Source organism: Undibacterium sp. KW1, from assembly GCF_009937955.1.
Taxonomy (GTDB): Bacteria; Pseudomonadota; Gammaproteobacteria; order Burkholderiales; family Burkholderiaceae_D; genus Undibacterium.
Window position 1 is genome coordinate 1871097 of record NZ_AP018439.1, and the last position, 16771, is coordinate 1887867.

Genomic DNA, 16771 nt, shown 5'->3' on the forward strand with positions numbered 1-16771 from the left:
ACATCAGCAGACCTGATATTGGCCCTTTGGATATATGTAGCACAAAGCTTGAGGTGACCTGGCCTGGTCACCTGCTTGTTTTATGTCAACAGAATACGCAGTACTACATTCTTACAGGATAGGATATCTGCGCAACTTTGCGATGTTTTTCTATCTGGCCACGTGATGCGAGGCGCGCTTGCCATTTCTGTAGGTGTACAAAGTCAGGGCCGGTTGCCGGATGTCGCCGTTGTCGTCAAAAGAGATCAGGCCTGTGACGCCGTTGTACCTGACACCTTTTATGTAAGCCAGGTATTTGGATGGCTCGACAGAGCCGGCCCTTACCATGGCGGCAGCCAGTGCGTAGAACGCGTCATATACATAAGGTGCATAAACTTGGACATCCATGCCAAAGCGATCCTTGTACACGCGCCTGAATTCTCTGAGCGTTGCCGTACGGCTAGCTTCAACGCCTCCAGCTTCTGCGCAGTACACTTGGTCATTGCGTATGGCGTCATTTGACAGCCTTGGCAGATCAGCAGTGCAAATGCCGTCGCCGCCAACAAATTTGACATTCACACCTTGTGCTGCCAATTGTTGAAGTAGAGGACCAGCCTGACTGTCCATGCCGCCAAAAAAGACCAGATCTGGGTTGCTGCTCTTGATGGCCGCGACCTCTGCGCTGAAGTTGGTTGCTTTATTGTGGACGGTCTGGACGTTGACGATAGTAGCGCCTCCTGCCTCGGCTGCGCGCTTGAATGCGTATGCAATACCTGCTCCGTACATGGTATTGTCGTCAATGACGGCAATCTTGCGTGCTACCAGGTCCTGGGTCGCCACTTTTGCTATCAGACTTGCCAAAGCCTCGTCGTTGGCAACCATGCGAAAGGTCGTATTGAATCCTTGTCTGGTGAATTGTGGATTGGTCGCCGATGGCGATATTTGTGGTATCCCTGCCTGAAAATACACCTCCGAAGCGGGAATGGAGGTGCCAGAGTTTAAATGACCTACCACGCCTTTGACCCGCATGCTGACCAGTCTTTGGGTTGCGCTTACTCCCATTCTGGGGTCTGCGCCATCATTTTCCGTGATTAACTCAAACTTCGTTACCTGACCACCGATGACGATGTTCATGGAATTTAAATCTTCAATCGCCATTTTTGCGCCATTTTCATTATCGCGTCCAAGATGTGCGATGGCTCCGGTAAGTGGCCCCACATGTCCCAGGCGTACCAGACGGGTACCTGGAATGCTGGCAGCTTGCTGGTTGCCCCTGAATTCTTGTTGCCCACTTTCAGGTTGGGCGGTGGCGGGTGGTTTTCTGGACTGCGATTCGGATTCTTTACGTTTGTCGTCTACTGTTCCTACGACCAGATAAACGGCCTCTTCAGCCATTTCGGCAACTTCTTCCCTGGATTTGGCAGTTTTCACAGGTGCACGCAATATCTGGTCTCTGATTTGCCTGGTTCCTGCGATCATGGCAAGCAGGTATTGGACTTTGACCGCATAATTAACGTTTTGCCCAACCTCACCTTGCCTCTCCAGCATGTATATGTCACTGAGCTTAGACACAATAACGCCGACGACGTAGCCACGGCTGTCAAGCAATGGGCCACCAGAATTGCCTGGTTGTATGGGGGTGCTGATTTGGAAATTGCGGATATCGTCACCTTGACCGCTCTCTGCTGTCAGCGTGCCATTGGTAAATTTGGCTTCAGCACCCTGGATACCAACATTAGGAAAGCCCAGGGTCGAGACTTCTGAACCCCTGCGAATTTTCTGATTGGATTCCAGATAGAGTGGGGCGGTTGCCTTGTCTATGCTCAATGTGGCCAGATCATTGACAGGGTCTTTACCAACTATCTGTGCCGGAAAAGCTTTTTTTTGTTTTGATCAAGAACAAAAAGCTCTTTTGCGCCGTCGATCACATGAAAATTTGTCACGAGATGGCCGTTTTTGGTGATGGCGAATGCAGTACCAGTTGATACGGAGGCTCTGGCCTAGGAATCAGCGGCTACGAGCAGCATGCTGCAAAGAAAAATCAGGCTGGTCGTGTAAAGAGCGGATTTGATGAACGAACACACGTGGTCAATCTTCGTTTTGATCATATGCTTTAGAGGTGACTGGGTTGCGGAATCTTGCAAGCAAGAGTATTGCTTACTTTATCAATTGCTACAAGTACAAGCTGCGACACCCACATTTGCCTGTGACAGGAAAATGCCATGACTCTGGGCTCGTTCTGTTCCCGGCGAAGAAGCACGGCAGGCACTCGCCTGGTTTTGCTTCATTTCTCAGTCTCAACGGGACATCTGGCCCATACCTGTGCGGGGACTGCAGCGGGTTTCTCTTTGCTCAATATTGAGCAGGGTTTGCTGAAACTGACTTTTCCAGACGTCACCCTGGACATGGGTTCTGCATGGGATTTCACTGCTGGCTGACCTGGTATTGCCGAGTTCTGTCCGCGCCTTGTGCAGTGCTTCTTGCAATTGCCCTGCAATTTTGCTTGCTTCTTCCTGTTCACCCTTTGCACGCAGCGTTTCTATCAGCATCAGCATCAACTCTGATTGCTGAAAATCTATCGGCTGGGCACGCCGCATGAATAGATCTGTCAGCCAGTTGCCAGTACCAGGTACCGGTGATTGCGCGAGAGCCAGGGCTTCCAGCCTGGCCTGGTTATAGTCTTTCTGGTGCATGGCGATGGTCCATTTGATCTGGTGGATGTCGCGCACGACGATATCCACCCCTGTTTGCTGCTTTGGATGGTATGCCAGAGACTTGAGCATGTCCTGAGCAGCAGCAAATTTTTTGAGATTCAGCAATAGCCAGGCCCGATCACTCTTTAACATGCGGCAGAGAATATTTTCCGTGTCTTTGCTTGCGCAAGAAAAATTTTCATCTGCGGTGCGCAATTGATTTTCTGCATCTTCAGCCCTGCCTATTTTATAGTAGGCGCGCGCAAGCATCTGCCTTGCTTGCAGTAACTCCGTGTCATCTGCTTTTTTGTCTTTTGCAAGCAGGTTGACGACTTCTTCTTTCAAGCTCAGTTGTGCGGGATTTTCTGTATCGATATCGCGTGCCTGCAAAACTTCTGCCAGCAAACGTGCGTCACGTCTTTCACCTTGCTCACGCAGTCTTGCACGCAGGACGGCTTCTGCTTCCTGCAGATAGTTGGCGATGTCTGTATCGTTTTTCTTTGCGTTTTCAGTGTCATCCAGCTCTGACCATTCACGTATTGCGTTTGCCATTGCCAGCGCCGCATCTGCATGCAGATAGGTTGGCTGCAACGAGTTATTATTTTCAGCGTAATACATTTTGGCGATACGCAAAGCATCTTCAGGGTCAGCTTCCCTGGCCTCATCCAGTACAGACCTGAGTATGTCTGCTCTTTCACTACCTTGCGCGGCAGAGATTTTCTCAGCTCTTGCCTGTCTTTGCTTCATCCTTTCTTCTTGCCAGGAACGTTCATCATCCCTGTTTGCATGGTCGCTGATTGCCACGGGCTTGCTGGCATCGTCTGAGGCCAGCAATGCAGACATGCCCTGATACGTCATGCTCGTCATGACGGATGGTGCAGTGTAGAACATGGCAAACAAGGCGGCCAGCGGCAAAATAATGCAGGCCAGATACAAAGCCATACCTGCACTACTTTCTTTCCAGCCGGGCAGGCCACCAAGGTAGCGCGACAATATGGTTTGACCCACGGTCAGTTTACTGGCGTAACTCCATTTGCTGAATTTTTCTTGACTCAGAAAATCAAATAAATCAGCCGCCGCCTGAGAAAAGTTTTTTTCCTTTCCTGGTGCACTGACATTTTGCCTGGATAAAAGTGCAGCCGCGCTGGCGAATTTGTATTGAAACTGTGCGCCGATAAGCGCAAACATGCCTATGCCAGCCAATACTTTATCGCCGGTGTATAGGCCATATCCCAGCAGGGCAAGGCCACTGCACAAAGCAAATAAAAAACGCAACCAGGGCAATCGGGCCATGAGCAAAAGCTCTATCACCCGACCACCATCGAGTGGCAATAAAGGCAGGAGATTAAATCCATTCACCATGAAAGATGCCATCGTCGCCATCGACAGAAGTGGTCCCCATGCCGTATTGAGTATGCCTGGTTCCCTGAATATCAAGGCCATGCCGGCCAGAGATAATAGCAGGCCAGGCAGAGGGCCTGCCAGATAGACCAGCAAATGTGTCAGAGGACGGGCTTCATGTTTTTCTCCACTGGTGATGCCTCCCATACCTGGTACAAAAAATACCTGTACATCGCGAAATCCTGCCATTTTCATTGCCAGCCAGTGCCCGCTTTCATGCAAGGCAATGACAGCGCCAATGACAATGGCACCCGCAATGCCCCACCACCAGGTACCCAATGCGAGAAATAACAAAGCTGACAATGCAAAGCTTGAATATTGATACCAGCGTGGTGCCCGCATTGAGCGCAAGGTGCATAGCGAGCGTATGAAAGCATGGCGGTCGCGCAAGCGAAGTGCCTTGTTCAAACGCTCTCCGTCAATATTCGCCAAAGTGCTGGCTGCGTCTGATCTTGACAGAGATTTCATGGATTTATGTGTGCTCTCTCTGCGCAATTGCCACGCCAGTTTCAGGGCGGGCCACAGGCGGAAACCATAAATATTTTCTTCGCCGCGCTGGTCTCGTTGATATATTTTGCCTTCTCTTTCCAGTCTTACCAGCCAGCGTTCGGCCAGGTTCTGGGAAATTCCCGGGGCATCGGCAGGGTCACTGCGTTGCACGGTAATCAGCTCGCGCACATGTAAATGCGTTGCCAGTTGTCCCGCCAGATTGCCACTCTTGTCGCTGATGGCGCTGACCCTTGAAGGGTAAGGTATTCTGGTTTGCAAAGAACCATTGATTGTCAGTAAGGTTTTTCCATCGACATAGGTATTCCATAGAAAAACTGTGTAGAGACTTGAATCAAGCAGCGACTCGTTCGGATAAACCTCAGCCAGCACATCTTGCGCCAGATGGTGATAGACATCGCAATAACTGGCTGGAATATCTTCGGATGCAATGATCGAGCGCTCACGCCAGCTGTGCATGTAGCGGAACCCGGCTTGCTCCATTTCAGTGCGGGCTGCTTCAAGTATGGGTAAAAGTCCGCCGCTGGCTGTACGCAGGCAGGGCGTTTTGCGTGGTGTCCATAATGGTAATTTTAGTAAGCGGTTGGCGCTTACCAGCAGGGTTGCGGCCTGCAAAAGCAAAATAACGACAATCAGTGTTATGCCCACACTCAACAACAGGTCCATCCCAATTTCCACCCAATTCTCCACGCGCAAAGTATCAGCAGCATTGTCAGCTAAATAGTGTGAAATTGCGAGTACATGAATAGAATTAGGGTGCAATTCAATCGGATAGATGACTGAAATTGCATGAAACCTGCGCCTTACTGCGTTACTTTTTTCATTTCGATAATAATTATGAAATCAGTTCCTGCAAATGCAGGAATCACATGTCCTGCATGTTCTTATGCAATTTGCATTGAGCCAGCGTTGTTATGATCTGGACATATGATCGCGCCAGTATAAAAATATAAATGGATGTAGCCATGAACAGGCATTTGCCGGGAAATGGCCAATCAAATCGCCAGCTTCAATCAAGCTTCATGCCGCTGTCAAGGCAGTATCAATATTGTGCTGCGATGATTTCTATCTCCAGCAAAAAACCTGGCTTGACCAAGGCTGGTGTGATCATCAGCATGGATGTCGGGCGCGCATCTCCAAGATAATGACTGCGTACCTTGACGTACTCCGCGATGTCGGATTCTCTGGTCAGATAGTGAGTCACTTTGACGATATCCGCCATTGTCATCTTGCTGCTTTCCAGCATGCGGACAATATTGCGCCAGGCAAGATCGGCCTGGCCGATAATGTCGTCTGGCAAATTGCCGTCCTCATCCAGGCCTGGTGTGCCCGAGGTAAATAACCACCGGGCATGACCAGACACTTCTTGCGCATCGGTGTATTTGCCGATCTGGCTGACGATGCCGATATTGTGGGGAATATGCATGTTCATCTTTCGTTGTGGATAGTGATGTACATTATGGTTAAGATGTCATTCCGACATTTCAGCCCAGGATGAAATATGGACGACGCGCACAATATTTCCGACGCTACACCTCACATCATTCCCCGCATTGCGGCCATGCTGTGGACACTGATTGATGGCACGACTCGCCCGGCAAGTGAACTGGCCTTTGCGGCAAATGTATCAGCGCAGTCAGCCAGCGCCCATCTGGCAAGGCTGGTAGAGGGTGGCTTGTTAACCTCGCAGGCACATGGACGGCATCGCTATTTTCGTATTGCCAGTGCTGAGGCTGCGAGTCTCATAGAATCCATGGCCGTTCTTGGTGCAGCAACTCACACTAAAGCATCACGCCAGCCACTTCAGCCTGCCTTGGTACGTACCATGCCAAATCCGTTTTTACATGCAAGGACTTGTTATGACCATCTGGCGGGTGAGCTGGCCGTGCAATTGCTGGATGCCATGCTCAAAGCGAAGTGGCTCGAAGCAGATGGCAAGGATTTCAAGCCAAGCGCACTGGGTATTCAAAAGCTCATCGCCCTGGGGATTACAAACCCTGAGCAGACGAAGAGTCGCCGCATATATGCCCGCTGCTGCATAGACCTGACGCAGCGCCGCCCGCATCTGGCGGGTGTACTGGGCGCCGAGTTGTTGAACTTGTTTGTCAGGGAAGCCTGGATACTGCGCACACCGCATTCGCGGAGGGGGGCAGCGTGACGCCGACAGGCCAGCATGCTTTGCGGCAAATCCTTGAGGCCTAATTTGAGGTATTGAGGCGGACACCAGGGCCTGCCTGCTCATGGGCAATTTCATCAGTTTTGTTTGTAACACCATGTAATCCTGCACTGTTAACCTGGCTCCGAAATTGCCAATCGCATGCCAGTCGCGTATATTTTCAATCCTTACGTCATGATGTTGGCGTTGATTGAATTTCTTTAAGGTAACAAGACCATGAAAACCAAATTATTTTTTTGCTTGTTAAGCGCCTTACCAATGATCGCAGCGGCCGATGTCACTGTGAACATGAACCAGGTCAGTGAAGCTGGTGTTGGCACCAAACTGGGTCAGGTTGTTGTGTCTGAAAGCAAATACGGCCTGGTGTTTACGCCTGCCTTGACAGGACTGACACCTGGCTTGCATGGCTTTCATGTACACCAGAATGCAGATTGCAGTGCCAAGGAAAAAGATGGCAAGCTGGTTGCTGCCCTGGGTGCAGGTGGCCACTATGATCCAGAAAACAGCAATCGCCATGGCACACCCTGGGGTGATGGCCATGCGGGCGATTTGCCCCCTTTGTATGTCGATGCAAGTGGCAATGCCAATCAGCCTGTACTGGCACCACGTTTGAAGTTGGCTGACCTCAAAGGTCGCTCACTGATGATACATATAGGTGGCGACAACCACTCTGATCATCCTGCAGTATTGGGTGGCGGTGGTGCGCGCGTAGTGTGCGGCGCATCCTGATTTATTGAGTGTATCGCTTAACGTACAAGCTGCTGCTGAAGGCAGCAGCTTGTACGAGGCTTTACGATTATGTTTCAGTTTTGGCCGCTTTTTCCTTTTTGAAGGGATTGCGGTCAGGTGCATCTTCATGTTCTATGCCCAGTAACAGGCGTTTCATGAGTTTGTTCAGCACGGGTTGACGGTGGCGCACAAATACACCAAAAGTTTGCGGCTTGGCACCGAGTGCAGCCTTGGGTTCCAGTGCTGTGCGGCCATAAGAAATGCGTTTACAACCGAGGTCTATTGCATCGGCAATGCCTGCATGCAGCAGGCGCAGGTAGATTGGCAATTCCTCAGCGGCGGCGCGGTCAAAACCTATGTGATAGGCAATTGCCGTTTCGCCGTCTGCGATGGAAATCAAGAAGCCCAACAAGCGGCCATCACGTTTGATGACGCTGCACCTGAACTTGTCTCCAGCGGCGGCCTGCAAGACAGGAAAGTATTCGGGCAATAATTCAAACGGACGGAAGTTGGCATTCACCTGTACCGCTTTGTATAGCGCAAAGATATCGTTAATCACCAGGCTAAGGTCATCCAGCCTTTCTATGCTGCAGCCAGCTTCATCGAGTGGTTTGAAGATGGCATTGCGGATATTGCTGCGGTATTTGGATGCCAGGCTGGCGAGGTAGTCATCATAGTTTTTCCAGGCGGATGACAGCTCAAGTACCATGTTAGGTTCAGTTTCTACATAGCGGTAACTGAGATTTTCGAGGTGGGCAGCCTGGTCTATGTAAGGATCATGTAAATCCTTGATCATGACAAAATGGGTTTTACCCGCGAGTTTTTCTGCTTGACGCACGCGGTATAACACTTCGACCACACCATGCCATGCCATCTTGGGATCAACATCTTTGGCAAAGGCAATGCCGTGCTGACCAAAGGTCAGGAAATTACCGCAACTGAGTATGCGCTGTTTGGCATGCTGGGCCAGTTGGTCCAGCGGCAGTGCCCATTTTTTATCCGTGTCCGTCGATTTTTCTGGCCTTGCCTGCGCGAGGCTGATATCGGCAATTTGCATATACACGGCGGCGACCAGTTGGCGCTCTGCGCCCGTACCATCAAAAATCAGCGCGTAGCGGGCTGAGAGATTAAGTGGCAAGACCTGTTCGAGTGCCGCCAGGTATTCGAGCGACATGAAAAAGCCGGATTGTGCCGCCAGTTCCTGCCAGGAGTTTGCATCAAGCATGCTGATGGAGTCAGCGATGGCATAATACAAGTCAGCAGGGCCACGCAGACGCTTGCGTTCTTTCTGGCGTTCTCTCAAGGCATTGGTAACGGACTGCAGTGATTGCAGCGCAGCAGGGATTTTCATGTCTCAGATGGATGATGAATTGTGAATTTGCATCATAAGCGCAAATCAGCATACAGAACAGTATGCGAAAGACTGTATTGTTAGAATTTGCAACAGAGTGGCATGCAAAAGCAACCGGCAAAAAACAGAGAATCAAGTTTAAGGAAATTGTGGATATTTTATTTTTAGGCACCTCGGCAGGTGCACCTACCCGACAACGCAACGTCACAGGCCTGGCTTTATTGCCTGACCAGGGCAGCGAATGGTATCTGGTTGATTGTGGAGAAGCTACCCAGCATCAGATATTGCAGACCTCATTATCCATCCATGGTTTGCAGGCGATTTTCATTACCCATGTGCATGGTGATCACTGTTATGGTTTGCCGGGGTTACTGGCCAGCGCTGCCATGCATGGACGCAAAATGCCCTTGCACATCATCGCCCCGGCAGGCATACAACACTGGTTGCAGGTCACGCATGCAATGTCAGAATCCTTCCTGCCGTATGAGTTGATATTCACGGATGTTGAGAACATGGATGCCTGGCAGGATCATGCCGTCACTGTACGCGCAATCAAATTGTCACACCGTGTGCCTTCCCATGCTTATCGCTTTAGTGAGAACCATACTGAGGCGGTGTTGGACACCGCCAAACTGCAAACCGAGGGCATACCAGCAGGCCCGGTCTGGGGGCGTTTGAAAAAGGGTGAAGATGTCACTCATGAGGGGAAAAAATTAATCAGTCACGATTATCTGCATCACCCTTATCCGCTACGCAGCATCATCGTCGGTGGTGATAATGACGCGCCAGGCTTGTTGCTGGAAGCCAGTCAGCAAGCCCACGTGTTGGTACATGAAGCAACTTATACAGAAGAAGTAGCAGAGAAAGTGGGCGCGCGCGTCCAGCATTGTTCTGCTGCCGCCGTCGCCAGCTTTGCTGCTACTGCTGCCTTGCCCAACCTGGTGCTAACGCATTTCAGTGCGCGCTATCAGCATGACAGCGAAAGGTCACCATTCATAGGCGATATCGAGACAGAGGCGAGGGCACATTATCAGGGGAATCTGTTTCTGGCTGAGGACTTCGCGCGTTTTCGTCTGGATAAGACAGGGGTTTTAAGCCGGATTGCATAAAACTGTTGCTGTTTTCATGCCAAAAATTGAGCTTGTTGAAAAAATAAGCACAAGCGCTTGTTGTCATAGCATAATCGCTGGCACTGGGCGCTAACATAGTCGCCCGGTCAATGATAATCCAACCTGAGACGAGGAGCGAGCATGAAAACAGAATTGCTGTACCTGAGCTATGTCACCATATTGACTGGCGTATTATGGATACCTTATATACTTGACCGTGTGTTGACCTGTGGCCTGCTGGCAGCGGTTGGTTATCCAGATAACAGCAAGCCGCAATCCCAATGGGCAGTGCGCCTGATGAAAGCGCATAGCAATGCTGTAGAAAACCTGGTGGTGTTCGCTACCCTGATCCTGTTGGCCAATGCGATGAATATCTCCAACTCGGTAATTGCCAATGCCAGCATGCTGTACTTTGCTGCCCGTGTGGTACATGCGGTGTGTTATACCCTTGGCATACCTTGGGTGCGTACGCTGGCTTTTTTAACTGGTGTGGTCGCACAGGCCATAGTTGCCGTGCAATTGCTGTCGCATTAGTCAGGCGTGATGGGACACCATGATTGAATTTTTCTTTGAAATTCTATTGCAGCTGGTCTTTGAAATTCTTGAACTGGTGTTCACATCAGGAATAGAGAAGCGTGAGCGTAGTCCGCGGTCCCCGCTTGTCACAGCAATTTTGTATATCGTATTCGGCGTTATTGCGGGTTTCGCCAGCTTATGGATATTTCCGCAGGCATTCATTCATAGCAGTGTGGGGCGCATCATCAACCTGATATTGACGCCGGTGTTGATGGGGGCGCTGGCGGCTGTTTTTGCAGCATGGCGTACTAGTGATGGCTTGCGTCTCTGGCGTTTCATCAATGCATATGTGTTTGCATTGTCACTGGCGCTGGTGCGGTTCGTCTTTGCGGGCCATTGCATGACCTGCGTGCAATGATGCAATGATGCCTTGTGCCTGAACCGGGAACAAAGCATCAGTTTATTGGCCTCAGCCGGTTTGTCATTATTTAGGTATCAGCGGTTGCATCAGCGAGTCTGCAAAATCGTCCAGCTTGCTGATGGCAGCTTCGTTATAGCAATTGCAGGCGATAGCAATAGCAACGTTTTTGCTGGGGATCACTCTGTTGCTGGCGTAATAAGTCAACTCTGTACCGTTATGTATGCTGACATTACCCAGCCCAGGAACAGTGGCGATACCCCAGCCCATGCCATAATTATCGACAGGCGTGTGCATCAGCTGGAAATTGGCTTGAGTCAAATAGGTGCTCTGGCCTTGCAAGCCGCGTAGTTGTTCACGTAAGAAGAGGCCATAGTCAGCCAGACTCAGATTCATGCCACCTGCAGCATTGATAAAAAATGCGTAGCGGGGATCGACGAGAGATGATGTGACCTGCCACTTGCCGCCGACCAGGGTATGCCCAATATTGTTATTGATGCCTGCATCTTCAGGAAAACCAAAGCGTCCCTTGATACCCAGTGGTGCAAATACTTCTTTCTGCATCAGGTTTTCATAGCTGTCACCGCCTGCGACTTCGGCCATCAGGCCGGCCAGGGCATAACCTATATTTGAATACACCATCTTGCTATTGGGTGGATATTCGGGAGCATCCTGTGATAACAAAACGGCTAGGCCACGACGGTCTGCCAGCAAGTCGCCAGTCAGCAAGGGCAAGGCTTTTTCTATGGTTCCATCATTCACTTCACGTGGCAGGCCTGAACGGTGGCGCAGTAATTGTTCTACCGTGACATTCAAATATTGAGGACGGATTTGCGTGCGCCAGGCAGGGAATATCTCTGCTATCGTGCTATCCCAACGTAGCTTCTTTTGTTCCACCAGGCGGCCTACCAAGGTGGCGGTAGCCGCTTTGGTCAATGAACCTAACTGGAACAGATCTGTACTTTGTACATTCTGGCTGCCATTGACTTGCCTGGTGCCTGTCACAACGTTTTCTACTTTATCCTGATTGACGATAGTGACTGAAACTGCGGGAAAATTGTTGCTGTTTCGGAAGCGTTCAACCTCGGAGCGCAATGCTTCTCCGGTCAACAGTGTTACCGGTTTTTGTACATCTACGGCTGGCGTGGTGACGGGGGCCGTAGAGTTGGAACTGCCACCACCACAGGCAGCAAGTATGCCGCATAGGCAGGTGGCAATCAGTATATTGTTCAAGCGCATATGCACGGTCTCATAAAAGTATTTCATCGGTATCTTCAGGAAAGAATGGAATGCCGGGAGCCTGTGTGAATTCTGCGCAATCTGTATGCAGGTTCGGAGAGTGGTGGTGTGCAGGCACCGCAGCGGGCGCAGTATCGCTACTTATTTGTCAATAAACTATGTTTTCGTGCAAGGTATAGTTTTGTAAAACGACAAGTATTGTGTAGTAGAACCTGGCTGTTCTGCCTGTGCCTTATGCAACACAGGCATCATGTAGCGGCAACGAGGTCCAGGTAGGTCAATATTGATTCTTGCTTCAGTCACAGAGAGAAGCTTGTAAATAAAAATCACCGGCCCCGAGTGTTATTGCAAAATATGCCACTATAATTGACGTGACCATATCTTAACCATCAGGGATACAGAATGCTGAAGAATTGCATTGCAGCCTTAGTCATCGTTTTATTTGCTTCATTGCTCAGCCGTGCCAGCCAGGCTGCTGAATTCCCTGTCGGTGCCGTCCCCGACCCCTTAAAGACCTGGGTGCCATGGGCGCTGGATGGTGTAGAAAACTTCGGTTGTCCGCAACAAGGTGCTGACGCCAGCCAAAAGCAATGTGTATGGCCCGGCCTGCTGGACATAAAAGTAAATGCGCAGGGTGCGACTTTTGCCCAGGATATGCAAGTGCATAGTGATACCTGGGTTTATTTGCCGGGCAGCGCCCTGCATTGGCCGCAAGAGGTCAGTGTCAATGGCAAACCACAGGCAGTACTGGCACGCGATGAAATGCCCGTTATAAAACTGACGCGTGGCACCTATAAACTGGCAGGTAAACTTATCTGGACTACAGTACCAGAGTTTTTACCCCTGCCGCAAAATGCGGCCTTGTTGAAGCTGGACTTGAATGGCAAAGTGGTGAATTTTCCTGTGCGCGATGAAAGCAATCAGTTGTGGTTGCAACGCAAAGCCGATGCAGACAGTGGCGAACAAATCCAGATACGCACCTTCCGTAAAATCACGGATGGTGTACCTGTTACGGTAGAGACTTATATCCGGCTCGAAGTCTCCGGCAAGGGCAGAGAGATCAAGCTGGAGCGCGCGCTCTTGCCAGACCTGATACCACTGGAATTGCGCACAAACTTGCCTGCCAGCCTTAAGCCGGACGGTAGCATGACCGTGCAGGTCAGGGCAGGCAAGTGGGAAATACGTTTGTTTGCGCGCCAGCCCGGGCCGTCCAAACCCCTGAGCCTGCCTGAAGCTGCTGAGGAAGAAGTCTGGTCCTATGAAGCAACGCCCTTGATACGCACGGTGGCGATAGAAGGACCGTCCACCGTTGATCCCCAACAAACCACCTTGCCGCCAGAATGGCGTAACTTGCCAGCATATCTCATGCGTGCTGGCAGTACATTCAGCTTCAAGGAAATACGCCGTGGCGACAGTGATCCGGCACCGGATAAACTGTCTTTGCAACGCCGTATGTGGCTGAGTTTTGATGGCTCCACCCTGACCATGAGTGACCAGATTAAAGGTGACATCAGTCATTCCAACCGCCTGACCATGGGCAGTATCGCCCAACTTGGCCGTGTCAGTGTAGCCGGGCAAGATCAATTGATCACCCGTGGCAGTGACAAGCTGGCGGGCATAGAAATCCAGCGCGGCAGCATTGAGGTGGGTGCTGACAGCGTGATTGGCAATAGTACCCGTAAGCTGTCTGCCGTGACCTGGCAAAAGGATTTTGACAAGCTGGGCATAGAATTGATTTTGCCAGCAGGCTGGCGTTTACTACACGCGGGTGGAACCGACAGGGCAGAAGGAGCCTGGCTGTCCCGCTGGAATTTGCTGGATTTTTTCCTTGTGCTGGTGATTGCGCTTGCTGCGGGCAAGTTGTGGGGCAGGCAATGGGGCGCGCTTGCCTTGTTTGCGCTGGTCTTGTCTTATCAGGAGGCAGATGCACCACGTTATTCATGGATAGTCTTGCTGGTACTGACATCGATTTTGCGCGCCTTGCCAGCCAGTCGCTTCCAGGTTTGGATCAAGCGTCTGCAGCAAGTCAGTTTGCTGGTGCTGGTCTTGCTGACGCTGTCATTTGCCACGCAACAGGTACGTTCAGCTTTGTACCCTGTGCTGGAGACCGACGGTAGTGCGGCCTATAGATACCAAGTCGTTCAAGGTGATATGTCGCCAGCACCGGCTGCTGCGCCGGTTGCGATGCCGGTAGAGATGAATGCACAAGTGGAAGATGCCAAGGTAGCAGAAGCACCGCCGCCTCCGCCTGGCCGGGGTGGCGTGCGTTTGACTGACCCCAGAATAGATCAGGAGCAGGCTTTAAATAAAATGGGTAAACCATATAGTCTGGCTCGTGCTAAATCTGTCGCAGGAAGCAGAGCCACCAACTATCAAGTGCTGGACCCCGATGCCAAGGTGCAGACTGGCCCGGGCTTACCCACCTGGAACTGGCGTTCCCATCAGTTGATTTTTGATGGCCCAGTCAGGCAGGATCAACAACTGGATTTATGGCTGTTGCCACCGTGGGCAAATAAACTGCTGGTTGTGTTGCGCCTGATACTGCTGGGCTTCTTATTACTGTGCGTGAGCGAGTGGAGAAAAGGATCAAATCAGGGGCCTTCGGACAGTGACAAACCAGCTGCTGGCAGGTGGCCATGGCGTGGCTTGGGCAAGGCCGCGCCCCTGTTGGTGATGTGCAGCTTGATTGCACTTCCTGCTGTTTACGGCGAATCTGCACATGCCCAGATGCCGGAAAATGAAAGGCTGGAAGAGTTAAAACAAAAATTAACCCGCCCGCCAGAGTGCCTGCCAAATTGTGCAGAAATCTCGCGCATGATGGTGCAAATCAATGGCAACAATGTCAGACTGGGGCTGGATGTTGATGCAGCCATTGAGCTTGCCTTGCCACTGCCTGGTGGTATCAAGCACTGGCTGCCCGCGCAGGCGCAACTGGACGGCAAGCCAGCCTACATAAGCCGTGCCGACGATGGAACCATATGGTTGCTGGCCCCGGCAGGACGACACAGGCTGGAACTGACAGGCGAACTGATGCAGAGCGATACCTTGCAACTGCCCTTGCCTCAAAAACCCAGACAGGTCGATGTACATGCAGATGGCTGGGATGTGGCAGGTCTGTCAGACGACTCTGGTGTTGCTGATACCCTGCAATTCAACCGCCGGATCAAGGCCAGCAGCAAGACCGAGGCTAGTGCTTTACCGAGTTTTTTGCGTGTCACCCGTCGTTTGATACTGGACAAGGAATGGCAGGTCGAAACCACGGTCTCGCGCCTGTCACCCATGGGTCAGCCTGTATTGGCGCAAATTCCGTTATTGCCCGGTGAGGCAGTCACTACCGCTGGTTTGAATATCAAGGATGGTAAGGTAGCCGTTAATCTGGGGCCTCAAAGTGAGAGCATGGAATGGCATTCGAATTTGCCACAAACTGCCCAGCTTAAACTGAATCTTGCGCAGCAAAGCAATTGGGTTGAAACCTGGGTTATCGCCGCCTCAGGTATCTGGCATCTGGGCACGACAGGATTGCCACCACTCGCCAGTGATGCCAGCAATGGTGAGAGCGGTGCTGATCTGGTGTTCCGCCCATGGCCGGGCGAGACCCTGGCTATCAGTGTAGAGCGTCCACAAGCCATTCCCGGACAAACCTTGACCATAGATGAAAGCCGTTTGTTCGTCAGCCCAGGCAGCAGGGCTACTGACTATCAACTGAGACTGCATTTGCGCAGCAGCCGTGGTGGCGACTACACCCTGACCTTGCCTGAGGGCGCGGTATTGCAACGTGTGAATATCAATCATCAGTTAAGGCCATTGCGTGCCAATGGCAGGCAACTGGTGTTGCCGGTAGTACCTGGTGCGCAAGACATAGAAGTGCAATGGCGTCTTGATCAGGGCTCAGTGGTCAGCTATACGACTGCTACTGTGAATTTGCAGCAAGCCAGTGTTAACCACACCCTGCAATTGATCTTGCCACGGGACCGCTGGCTGTTGCTCGCCAGTGGGCCCGGCATAGGGCCTGCCATCCTGTTCTGGGGCAAGCTCGTCGTCCTGCTGCTGGTTGCGGTCGCCCTTGGCCGTTATGCAGGCTTGCCTGTCACGACCCGGCAATGGCTGTTGCTGACCTTGGGTTTAACCCAGGTTACCTGGTGGTGCGCAGCTCTGGTGGTGGCCTGGTTCTTTGCATTTGTCCGGCGTGCGGCAGCGGCTGATACATTCACAACAAGATGGCAGTTCAATTTGCGTCAGTTTGGTCTCGCCGTATTGACTTTGCTCATGCTGGGTATTTTGCTGGATGCGGTGCAGAGCGGCTTGCTGGGCCAGCCCGACATGCAGGTTGTCGGCAATGGCTCCAGCGCCAATAGTCTTGTGTGGTACCTGGACAGGGCAATGGCAGACCTGCAAACAGCCTGGGTATTGTCACTCCCCATGCTGGTCTATCGTGGCCTGATGTTGCTGTGGGCCTTGTGGCTGGCGTGGTCATTACTGGGCTGGTTGAAATGGGGTTGGTCGGCATTTGCCAGCGGCAGTTTGTGGAAACAAAAGCAGCGTGTGCTGGATACAGATACTATCTTGCATGAGCCTACCGTCAATGCAGAGGAGCCAGCACCTGAGCAAACGCCAATGAAATAATCATGTCAAGACCAAATATTTATTTGAAGC

General features: G+C 51.5%; 11 protein-coding genes and 1 pseudogene. 6 read left to right on the forward strand and 6 right to left on the reverse strand.

Annotated features, from left to right (window positions below; genetic code table 11):
* Positions 1 to 150: 150 nt before the first annotated feature.
* The 4 genes and pseudogenes from UNDKW_RS30355 to UNDKW_RS08275 form a co-directional block, all read right to left on the reverse strand.
* The gene (locus UNDKW_RS30355; protein ID WP_370529126.1) at positions 151 to 1527 is read right to left on the reverse strand and encodes a branched-chain amino acid ABC transporter substrate-binding protein; all 1377 of its coding nucleotides are present in this window, start codon (positions 1525 to 1527) and stop codon (positions 151 to 153) included.
* Positions 1528 to 1557: 30 nt separating this feature from the next.
* Positions 1558 to 1854, reverse strand: a pseudogene (locus UNDKW_RS30835) (serine protease); the annotation flags it as partial.
* Positions 1855 to 2276: 422 nt separating this feature from the next.
* Positions 2277 to 5246 (reverse strand): hypothetical protein, encoded by a 2970-nt coding sequence (locus UNDKW_RS08270; RefSeq protein WP_162058312.1) that lies wholly within the window; start codon positions 5244 to 5246, stop codon positions 2277 to 2279.
* A 376-nt stretch (positions 5247 to 5622) separates the two neighbouring features.
* The gene (locus UNDKW_RS08275; protein ID WP_162058313.1) at positions 5623 to 6006 is read right to left on the reverse strand and encodes a RidA family protein; all 384 of its coding nucleotides are present in this window, start codon (positions 6004 to 6006) and stop codon (positions 5623 to 5625) included.
* Positions 6007 to 6081: 75 nt separating this feature from the next.
* Here UNDKW_RS08275 and UNDKW_RS08280 point away from each other — a divergent pair, with 75 nt between their 5' ends.
* Together UNDKW_RS08280 and sodC are read left to right on the forward strand one after the other, a co-directional pair.
* Positions 6082 to 6738: a helix-turn-helix transcriptional regulator gene (locus UNDKW_RS08280; protein WP_162058314.1), complete on the forward strand. Its 657-nt coding sequence runs from the start codon at positions 6082 to 6084 to the stop codon at positions 6736 to 6738.
* Between the two features lie 234 nt (positions 6739 to 6972).
* Positions 6973 to 7485 (forward strand): superoxide dismutase family protein, encoded by a 513-nt coding sequence (sodC, locus tag UNDKW_RS08285; RefSeq protein ID WP_162058315.1) that lies wholly within the window; start codon positions 6973 to 6975, stop codon positions 7483 to 7485.
* Positions 7486 to 7552: 67 nt separating this feature from the next.
* Here the strand turns inward: sodC and UNDKW_RS08290 are convergent, their stop codons facing one another.
* Positions 7553 to 8836, reverse strand: coding sequence for a GNAT family N-acetyltransferase (locus UNDKW_RS08290; RefSeq protein ID WP_162058316.1), 1284 nt, complete (start codon positions 8834 to 8836; stop codon positions 7553 to 7555).
* Positions 8837 to 8985: 149 nt separating this feature from the next.
* On the opposite strand from UNDKW_RS08290, the gene UNDKW_RS08295 reads away from it, so the two are divergent.
* From UNDKW_RS08295 to UNDKW_RS08305, 3 genes are all read left to right on the forward strand, one after another.
* Positions 8986 to 9945 (forward strand): ribonuclease Z, encoded by a 960-nt coding sequence (locus tag UNDKW_RS08295; RefSeq protein ID WP_162058317.1) that lies wholly within the window; start codon positions 8986 to 8988, stop codon positions 9943 to 9945.
* Positions 9946 to 10086: 141 nt separating this feature from the next.
* Positions 10087 to 10479 carry an MAPEG family protein gene (locus UNDKW_RS08300; RefSeq protein WP_162058318.1) on the forward strand — a complete coding sequence of 131 codons (393 nt, stop codon included), beginning with the start codon at positions 10087 to 10089 and terminating at the stop codon, positions 10477 to 10479.
* 19 nt (positions 10480 to 10498) lie between these two features.
* On the forward strand, positions 10499 to 10879 hold the full coding sequence (locus UNDKW_RS08305) for a hypothetical protein (RefSeq protein ID WP_162058319.1): 381 nt from the start codon (positions 10499 to 10501) through the stop codon (positions 10877 to 10879).
* A gap of 66 nt (positions 10880 to 10945) precedes the next feature.
* Here the strand turns inward: UNDKW_RS08305 and UNDKW_RS08310 are convergent, their stop codons facing one another.
* Positions 10946 to 12145 (reverse strand): serine hydrolase, encoded by a 1200-nt coding sequence (locus UNDKW_RS08310; protein ID WP_162058320.1) that lies wholly within the window; start codon positions 12143 to 12145, stop codon positions 10946 to 10948.
* A 375-nt stretch (positions 12146 to 12520) separates the two neighbouring features.
* Between UNDKW_RS08310 and UNDKW_RS08315 the strand changes: the two genes are divergently transcribed.
* Positions 12521 to 16741: a hypothetical protein gene (locus UNDKW_RS08315; RefSeq protein WP_162058321.1), complete on the forward strand. Its 4221-nt coding sequence runs from the start codon at positions 12521 to 12523 to the stop codon at positions 16739 to 16741.
* Positions 16742 to 16771 lie beyond the last annotated feature (30 nt).

Bases quoted from the DNA above. Each gene is read 5' to 3' on its own strand.
- UNDKW_RS30355 (WP_370529126.1), bottom strand. From the start codon at position 1,527: ATGCTGGAGAGGCAAGGTGAGGTTGGGCAAAACGTTAATTATGCGGTC.
- UNDKW_RS08270 (WP_162058312.1), bottom strand. From the start codon at position 5,246: ATGGACCTGTTGTTGAGTGTGGGCATAACACTGATTGTCGTTATTTTG.
- UNDKW_RS08275 (WP_162058313.1), bottom strand. From the start codon at position 6,006: ATGCATATTCCCCACAATATCGGCATCGTCAGCCAGATCGGCAAATAC.
- UNDKW_RS08280 (WP_162058314.1), top strand. From the start codon at position 6,082: ATGGACGACGCGCACAATATTTCCGACGCTACACCTCACATCATTCCC.
- sodC (WP_162058315.1), top strand. From the start codon at position 6,973: ATGAAAACCAAATTATTTTTTTGCTTGTTAAGCGCCTTACCAATGATC.
- UNDKW_RS08290 (WP_162058316.1), bottom strand. From the start codon at position 8,836: ATGAAAATCCCTGCTGCGCTGCAATCACTGCAGTCCGTTACCAATGCC.
- UNDKW_RS08300 (WP_162058318.1), top strand. From the start codon at position 10,087: ATGAAAACAGAATTGCTGTACCTGAGCTATGTCACCATATTGACTGGC.
- UNDKW_RS08305 (WP_162058319.1), top strand. From the start codon at position 10,499: ATGATTGAATTTTTCTTTGAAATTCTATTGCAGCTGGTCTTTGAAATT.
- UNDKW_RS08310 (WP_162058320.1), bottom strand. From the start codon at position 12,145: ATGAAATACTTTTATGAGACCGTGCATATGCGCTTGAACAATATACTG.
- UNDKW_RS08315 (WP_162058321.1), top strand. From the start codon at position 12,521: ATGCTGAAGAATTGCATTGCAGCCTTAGTCATCGTTTTATTTGCTTCA.